This is a genomic window from Streptomyces lunalinharesii, from assembly GCF_039532155.1.
Lineage (GTDB): Bacteria > Actinomycetota > Actinomycetes > Streptomycetales > Streptomycetaceae > Streptomyces > Streptomyces lunalinharesii.
In genome coordinates this window covers 94407-101520 of the sequence record NZ_BAAARK010000027.1, presented here as the reverse complement: position 1 = coordinate 101520, position 7114 = coordinate 94407, and the positions used below count along the sequence as shown (strand labels likewise).

Annotated in this window: 6 protein-coding genes and 1 rRNA gene; 4 read left to right on the top strand and 3 right to left on the bottom strand. The window is 68.5% G+C overall.

Annotation, left to right across the window (positions count from 1 at the left end; genetic code table 11):
* Positions 1 to 3 precede the first annotated feature (3 nt).
* Positions 4 to 120 (top strand): 5S ribosomal RNA (gene rrf / locus ABD385_RS30705).
* 203 nt (positions 121 to 323) lie between these two features.
* On the opposite strand, the gene ABD385_RS30700 is transcribed toward rrf, so the two are convergent.
* The 3 genes from ABD385_RS30700 to ABD385_RS30690 form a co-directional block, all read right to left on the bottom strand.
* Positions 324 to 1376: a type III polyketide synthase gene (locus tag ABD385_RS30700; RefSeq protein ID WP_344582185.1), complete on the bottom strand. Its 1053-nt coding sequence runs from the start codon at positions 1374 to 1376 to the stop codon at positions 324 to 326.
* A 261-nt stretch (positions 1377 to 1637) separates the two neighbouring features.
* Positions 1638 to 2849, bottom strand: coding sequence for a cytochrome P450 (locus ABD385_RS30695; protein WP_344582183.1), 1212 nt, complete (start codon positions 2847 to 2849; stop codon positions 1638 to 1640).
* A gap of 440 nt (positions 2850 to 3289) precedes the next feature.
* The gene (locus ABD385_RS30690) at positions 3290 to 3823 is read right to left on the bottom strand and encodes a hypothetical protein (RefSeq protein ID WP_344582181.1); all 534 of its coding nucleotides are present in this window, start codon (positions 3821 to 3823) and stop codon (positions 3290 to 3292) included.
* A gap of 886 nt (positions 3824 to 4709) precedes the next feature.
* On the opposite strand from ABD385_RS30690, the gene ABD385_RS30685 reads away from it, so the two are divergent.
* From ABD385_RS30685 to ABD385_RS30675, 3 genes are read left to right on the top strand one after another with little or no spacing between them, the layout of a single operon-like run.
* Positions 4710 to 5165 (top strand): MarR family winged helix-turn-helix transcriptional regulator, encoded by a 456-nt coding sequence (locus ABD385_RS30685; RefSeq protein WP_344582179.1) that lies wholly within the window; start codon positions 4710 to 4712, stop codon positions 5163 to 5165.
* Complete coding sequence (locus ABD385_RS30680) at positions 5162 to 6208, top strand: ATP-binding cassette domain-containing protein (protein ID WP_344582177.1); 1047 nt, start codon at positions 5162 to 5164, stop codon at positions 6206 to 6208. Before ABD385_RS30685 ends, ABD385_RS30680 begins: the two co-directional genes overlap by 4 nt.
* A complete protein-coding gene (locus ABD385_RS30675) occupies positions 6168 to 7031 on the top strand; it encodes an ABC transporter permease (RefSeq protein WP_344582176.1) in 864 nt (287 codons plus the stop codon). The genes ABD385_RS30680 and ABD385_RS30675 overlap by 41 nt, the downstream gene beginning before the upstream one ends.
* The last annotated feature ends 83 nt before the right edge of the window (positions 7032 to 7114 follow it).

The following is a 7114-nucleotide window of genomic DNA, read 5'->3' as shown; positions in this document are numbered from 1 at the left end:
TGTTTCGGTGGTTTTAGCGTTAGGGAAACGCCCGGTTACATTTCGAACCCGGAAGCTAAGCCTTTCAGCGCCGATGGTACTGCAGGGGGGACCCTGTGGGAGAGTAGGACGCCGCCGAACAATCATTGTGGGAAAGCCCCGCACCTTATGGTGCGGGGTTTTTCTGCGTTCCGGCTCGTTCGCTCGGGGAGCGTTTGCATTGCGATGCCTCGGGTCCTTAAGTGCTCAATTTCTCGGGGTAGTTGGCGTCGTTTCGTAGCATGACTGACGGGCCGTCGGTGACGGCCCGTCGGGTGGCTTTGGGGTTTGGGGTTTGGGTCAGGTCAGGCCGTCGATGTCCACGTTCCCAGTGACATCTCCGCGGTGATGCCGGGGCCGAAGCCGGCCATCAGGCCGCGCTGTCCGTCCTGTGCCGATGCCTCGTCGAACAGGCGGGCCAGGGCGTCGAGCACCACCGCGCTGGCAATGTTGCCGTACTCGGTCAGCGTCGCCCGGCTGAACCGGAACGCTTCGTCGGGCACGCCGAGGAAACGGCTCAGGTCGTCGAGGATGCGCGGACCTCCCGCGTGGACGATGTAGAAGTCCAAGTTCCCCGCGTCCCAGTGGTTTTCCTCCGCGAGGCCGCGGAGTGCCGGTGCGAGCGGTTCCATCGTGCCCGGAACCCGCTTGTCCAACTGGAAGTGGAATCCGGTGGATCGCACCGCGTAGGAGATCCAGTCCTCGGTGTGGGGGATCAGGTACGAGGCGTTCCGCTCCAGATGGACGCCGGTGCCGCCAGAGCCGCGCATCACGGCTGCCGCGACCGCGTCCCCGAACAGGCCGTTGGACAGCAGCGATCCGACTCCGATGTCCTCGGGCTGGTAGCACAGCGAGCAGAACTCGCAGGCGACGAGCAGGACGTTGGCGTGCGGGTACGCCCGGCAGAAGTCGTGCGCGCGGTTGATCGCGGCACCTCCCGCGGCGCAGCCGAGTTGGGCGATGGGGACCTGCCGGGTGTCCGAGCGGAACCCCATGTGGTTGATGAGCCACGCGGTCAGTGCCGGCATCATGAACCCGGTGCACGACACGTAGATGATCAGGTCGATCTCGCGTGGTTCCACCTCTGCCTGGACGAGTGCCCTGCGCACCACGTCAGGGACGCGCGCCTTGGACTCCTCTTCGTAGATGGCACTTCGGGCGTCGAACCCCGGGTGCTCCAGCACCTTGTCGATCGGCTGGATCAGATGCCGTCGTACCACGCCCGTATGCTCGATCAGCCTGAGCACGAGATTCAGCTGTGCGTGGTTGGCGTGCAGCTCTCGTGCCAGTTCGAGGGTGTCGTCCCTGGTGATGATGTATTCAGGGACCGCGATTGCCGGTTTGCACAAAACGGCCATCGATGCACTCCTTGCAGACTGTGGTCCGCCCAGAGCTGTTCTCGCTTTGCACTTCGCGTTGTTGTCACTTCCGTTGTCGGCCGGCGGAATCCTCAGCGATTACGCCGGCCTGATGACACAGACCCCTGGAAGGACGCGAGCGGGCCATCCGTCGAAGAATGAACTGTCCCCGTGCAGCTGGGTCATTCCTAGACCGTACGCCAGGGGAGTGAGTTCCGCATGCCGCCGCCGGGGCCGCGGATTCACCGCGGCCCCGGCCCCTCACCACACCACTGGCAAGGCCAACGGGTAACGCCAGATCGCCGTGGTGTTCCAGCGGAGTTCCTCGGCAGGCTTGGCGAGCCTCAGGTCCGGGAACCGCTGCAGCAGGGTGCTGAGCGCGACCTGGAGTTCCGTGAGGGCCAGCGGGGCGCCCAAGCAGTGGTGGGCACCCCAGCCGAAGGTCATGTGGCCGGTGGCCTCGCGGGACAGGTCCAGTTCGTCGGGGCGCTCGAACTTCTCGGCGTCCCGGTTCGCCGTCAGGTACGACACGTGCACGATGTCCCCGGCCCGGATCGTCACGCCGCTGAGCTCCACGTCCTCCAGGGCGACCCGCGGGATGCCGACCCCCTTGCGGAACGGGATGAACCGCAGCATCTCCTCCATCGCCTGCGGCAGGGCCTCGGGCCGTGCGCGCAGCATCGCCAGGTCCTTGGGCCGGGTTAGCAGCGTGTACGAGAGGTTGCCGATCTGGTAGGTCGTGGTGTCCTGGCCGGTGATGAGGAGCACCATGGCCATGACCGTGAGTTCCTTCGCGTCGAGGACCTCGTCCCCGACACGGGCCGTGGCCAGCGCGCTGATCAGGTCGTCCCCGGGGTCCCGCCGGCGCCGTGCGGTGAGTTCCGTGAAGTACTCCCGCATGTCGGCCTTGGCGCGGATGGCGTTGTCCTTGTTGTCGAGGCTGGTGTTCATCATCGTCCGGGCGTAGCCGCGCAACTGCGCCCGTTCGCCCTCGGGGATGTCCAGCACCTCGCAGATCGTCGTCAGCGGGAGCGGGGACGCGAGGTTCTCCATCAGGTCGCCCGGCGCCCCGTTCTCGACCATCCGGTCCAGCAGCTCGTCCACGACGTGCTGTGTGCGGGACCGCATGCGCTCCACCTGCTTCGGGGCGAACGCCTTGGCGACCAGGCTCCGTAGCCGGCTGCTCGCGGGCGGGTCCATGACGTTGATCGCCTCGTCCTGCACGATCGGCTCCGGCGTCATCCGCGGAAAGTCCCGCCCGACGATGGCGTGCCGGCTGAACCGCCGGTCCGTCGTCACGGTCCGCACGTCGTCGTACTTGGTGACCAGCCACGCCTCGCCCTCGCCGTAGGGCAGTCGAATGCGCGCAACCGGCTCTTCGGTCATGATCCGCCTGAGCGTCGGATCGAACTCCAACGCCTCGGCGTAATCGAAGGGACAGTTCCAGACGGTGGGGTCAGCTTCCTTTGCCATTCCGAACTCCCGGGGTGAGAAGGACGGGCGATTTCGTGAGCGGGGGAATTGCCGAGAACGATGAGCGAATTGCCGTCCGCGTACCGGGGGGCGGCAGGGGAGGAGTGCCTGGTGCCTGTCTTTGCTTGCCTTCACTCATCGGTCACAAAGGTGGTATTTCATCCCGGATAGCGTACGTAGCCGATGGGGGCGACGCCTCGGCTGTGCGCGGGGGGCGGCTGCCTGTGCGGCGGTGCCGGCTTTGTTTTTCGACGCGGCCTCTTGCGTCGTTACCCGCCGTTACGCGTCGCTACCTGGGATTACCCAGCGCTTGTGCGGCGGGTTTGGGGATCGCGTGGGGGGTGGGGGTGGGGGAGGAGGTGGTGGGCTGAATGGGTGGGGCGGGAGGTGTCTGATGCGGGGGTGCGGCGGGTGCCCGCGGTGTGGTCGGCGCGTGGGGCTCAGTCCGTCTGGTGTGCCGTTCGGGCTGCCTGTACGAAGGTCTCCAGCGCCTTCCAGAACGGGCTGTACGCGGCGTTGAACTCCTCGTTGCAGTCGGCGCCCTCGGACATACCGGTCCGTAGCGCTTCGTAGAAGGGGCCGGTGGCCTTCTGGAGGGCGAGTGCCGCGGCCGCGGCCGAGGGCGGGCCCTCCAGTTCCACGACCCGCGCGCAGCGACGGATCTTCGCGTACTCGGCGATCTCGCGGTCGTGCAGCGCGTCGAGCCTGGTGGTGCGGGTGCCCGAGGCCGGGCCCCGTAGCTCCGCGGAGATCTCCCAGTACAGTTCGCCGATCTGGTGAGCCTGTTCGATCAGGTCCAGGTAGGCGGTGCGCCGACTCTCCCGCAGCTTTTCCGCACGCTGCGACCGCGCGGCGGTCTCCGCCTGGATCTTGGCTGCCTGCGTACTGCCGCGACTGGTCACCCAGCTGGCCAGTACCGCCGTACCGCCCGTCAACGCCGCGATGGCCAGAGTCCACACCGTGCTGTCGCCCACGCGGCGCCACAATACCCATGGTGCGCGGTGCGGTTGGCTGGTTCTGCGGGTGCGGTGGCAATCCGTGTGAGGGGGCGTGCCGCACCGTGGCCTTCCACCGTTCCCGGTTGACTTGCTGTGGGTTTCCTTGGCTTGTCTTGCTGTCGGGATCGCGTTTCCCGATGCCTTTGTCCCGCCGTGCCCCAACTCCCGGGTTGCGGGATGGATCGTGCACCCCGTCTGCTGTAGTGCGCGGGCGGTGGTCTTCGGGTACGAGGCGAACGGTCCGGTGCGCCTCGTCCGGGTGCTGAGGGAAGTGCCCGGTCCTTTGTCTTTGGGGAAGGCGGCCGATGCTGCGGCCAGCCGCACTTCCCGGAAGGTCGTCGAGGCGTGGGGTGAGACCGGCGTCCCGGGTGTGGCCGTCGAGGACTTCACCAGTAGTGGGAGGTCGATCGGGTGCTCCGCCACCTCTACGGCGTCTGAGGCCGGCAGCGGACCGCTGAAGCGGGCGGTGCTCGCGTCAGCGCCCAGGGGAGACCCGCCCGGGTCCGTGCTCCTGGCCGGCAGGGCGGTGTAGGTGCTTTCCGTATCGCGGAGTGCGGTCCGCAGCCGTGTGGTGGCCTTCCGTGGCGCTGCTGGAGCGATTGGTCCCGAGCGCGTCCACGAGGTCCTGCAGGGACGTGCCGCCGAGCGTGGAGCGCGGATCGAACTCCTTGGGCCTGGCCATGGGCGGCATCCTGCCCCATGGCCAGGCGCCGGCTTCTCAGGGATGAGCGGGGGCCTGTGAGGGGCTGCCCGACGTGCTCCTGCGGGGCTCCGCCTACCGGGTCTTCTCCACGGGTGCCCCTCCTCTCTGACCGGTCGAGCACCGGCTGACATGCCTCTCACTGAGAGCTAAAGTCGATATATGGCCACAGGGGACCTCCCCGATGAGCTGGCTGACGTACTGGCCGGTATCCAACGGCTGATCCGGCGTCGGCTCCGGTCCGGCTTGCCCGCCCCGCGGCTGCGGGGCGCCCAGGTCGAACTCCTGCGGCTGGTCGCTGCCCGGCCCGGCATCCGCGTCTCCGCCGCCGCGCAAGAGCTCTACCTTGCGGGCAACTCGGTCTCCACCCTCGTCAACCAGCTCAGCCGGGCCGGCTACCTGTGCCGGCAGACGGACCCCCTCGACCGGCGTTCGGCCCAGCTCTTCCCGACCCTGACGGCCCGGTCGCGGCTGCACGACTGGGAGATCCGCCGCAGTGCCCTCGTCCGCGAACAGGTCACGCGCCTCACCGAGGCCGACCGGACCGCACTGGAGGCTGCCCTTCCGGCGTTGCGCCGGCTCGCCCACAACCTGCACCAGCAGACGGAGGGACCATGAGCAGCGAAGACCCGGGCCGGTCGGCCCCGCGGACCGGCCCCGGAGCGGCCGTGGACAGCACCGGAGCGTTGCCCGGCCGAGCGGTGGCCGCTGACACCGAGCAGGTTTCCGCGGCGGATCGGGCCTCGGGCGCCGACGCCCTCACCTGCCATGGCCTCCGCTACGACTTCGGTGAGACCCGTGCCGTGGACGGGGTGGATCTGGCGGTCCGCCCCGGTGAGGTCTTCGGTCTGCTCGGTCCGAACGGGGCGGGAAAGACCACCGCTATTCGCTGCATCACCACCCTCCTGCCCGTTCCCGTGGGCATGGTCCGGGTCTTCGGGCGCGATGCGGCACGGGAACGGATGGCCGTGCGCCGTCTCCTCGGCTACGTGCCGCAGCAACTGTCCGCCGACTCCGGGCTGACCGGCCGGGAGAACGTCGCGTTGTTCGCCCGGGTCTTCGACGTGCCGCGCCGCGAACGCGCGGCCCGCGTCGCCCAGGCGCTGGCTGCCGTGAACCTCACCGTCGCCGCCGACCGGCTCGCCAAGACGTACTCCGGCGGCATGATCCGACGCCTGGAACTCGCGCAGGCACTGGTCAGCGCACCCCGCCTGCTGATGCTCGACGAACCGACGATCGGGCTCGATCCGATCGCCCGCACCAGCGTCTGGGAGCGCATCAACGAGGTTCGCGCAGCCACCGGCATGACCGTGCTGGTCACCACCCACTACATGGACGAGGCCGAGCAGTACTGCGACCGTGTCGCCCTGATGCACCAAGGCCGGATCCGCGCCCTCGGAACGCCCGGCGAACTCCGCGAAGACCTACGTGCCCGCCGCGCCCGCACGGCAGGCACTCCGGCCGCACCGGGCACCGCTTTCACCCCCGCTTCCCCCTCCCCCTCTCCCTCCCCCTCCTCCCCTTCCCTCTCGTCCTTGTCCGCCGCGGAGCCGACGCTGGAAGACGTCTTCCGGGACGTCGCCGGCACCGGCCTCGACGAGCAGTCAGGAGGCTTCCGCGATGTCCGGAGCACCCGTCGCACCGCAGCACGAGTCGGTTGAGACCGGCGCTGCCGCCCGCCACTTGGACCTCCTGCTGGTCCCGCCGCGCGCCCGTGCCGGCTGGCGGGTGCTGCCCGCCAGGGTCGCCGCGATGTGCGTGGTGGAGTTGCAGAAGCTCCGCCACGACCGCACGGAGCTTTACACCCGCGCCGTCCAACCAGCCCTCTGGCTTGTGGTCTTCGGCGAGACCTTCACCCGTATCAAGGCCATTCCCACCGGTGGCACCCCCTACATCGACTATCTGGCGCCGGGCATCATCGCCCAGTCCGCGATGTTCATCGCGATCTTCTACGGCATCATGATCATCTGGGAACGGGATGCCGGGATCCTCACCAAACTGCTGGTCACCCCCACACCACGGTCCGCCCTGATCGCGGGCAAGGCGTTCGCCGCCGGAGTCAAGGCACTGCTCCAGGCCGTCGTGGTGATCGTCATCGCTGCGCTGCTCGGCGTGGCCATGACCTGGAACCCGCTGCGCCTGCTGGGTGTGGCCGTCGCAGTGGTCCTGGGCTCCGCCTTCTTCTCGTGCCTGTCGATTTCGATCGCCGGCATCGTGCTGACCCGCGATCGGCTGATGGGCATCGGCCAGGCCATCACCATGCCGCTCTTCTTCGCCTCCAACGCCCTCTATCCCGTGGCCGTCATGCCCGGTTGGCTCCAGGCCGTCAGCAGGATCAACCCGCTCAGCTATCAGGTCGACGCCCTCCGCGGACTGCTTCTGGGCACTGCTTCCCATCTGGCCCTCGACTTCGCCGTCCTTGCCGGCGCGGCGGTCGCCGGTATCGCCGTGGCCTCCTCGCTGCTCGGGCGGCTGGCGCGCTGACCCTCCGGTCGTGACCCCTCCGCAGGATGAGCTGTACGCCTCCCGCTCGACGGGCCGGAGCCCGTCGGGTCCCGCTCTCGGCT

Bases quoted from the DNA above. Each gene is read 5' to 3' on its own strand.
- ABD385_RS30675 (WP_344582176.1), top strand. From the start codon at position 6,168: ATGTCCGGAGCACCCGTCGCACCGCAGCACGAGTCGGTTGAGACCGGC.
- ABD385_RS30695 (WP_344582183.1), bottom strand. From the start codon at position 2,849: ATGGCAAAGGAAGCTGACCCCACCGTCTGGAACTGTCCCTTCGATTAC.
- ABD385_RS30680 (WP_344582177.1), top strand. From the start codon at position 5,162: ATGAGCAGCGAAGACCCGGGCCGGTCGGCCCCGCGGACCGGCCCCGGA.
- ABD385_RS30700 (WP_344582185.1), bottom strand. From the start codon at position 1,376: ATGGCCGTTTTGTGCAAACCGGCAATCGCGGTCCCTGAATACATCATC.
- ABD385_RS30685 (WP_344582179.1), top strand. From the start codon at position 4,710: ATGGCCACAGGGGACCTCCCCGATGAGCTGGCTGACGTACTGGCCGGT.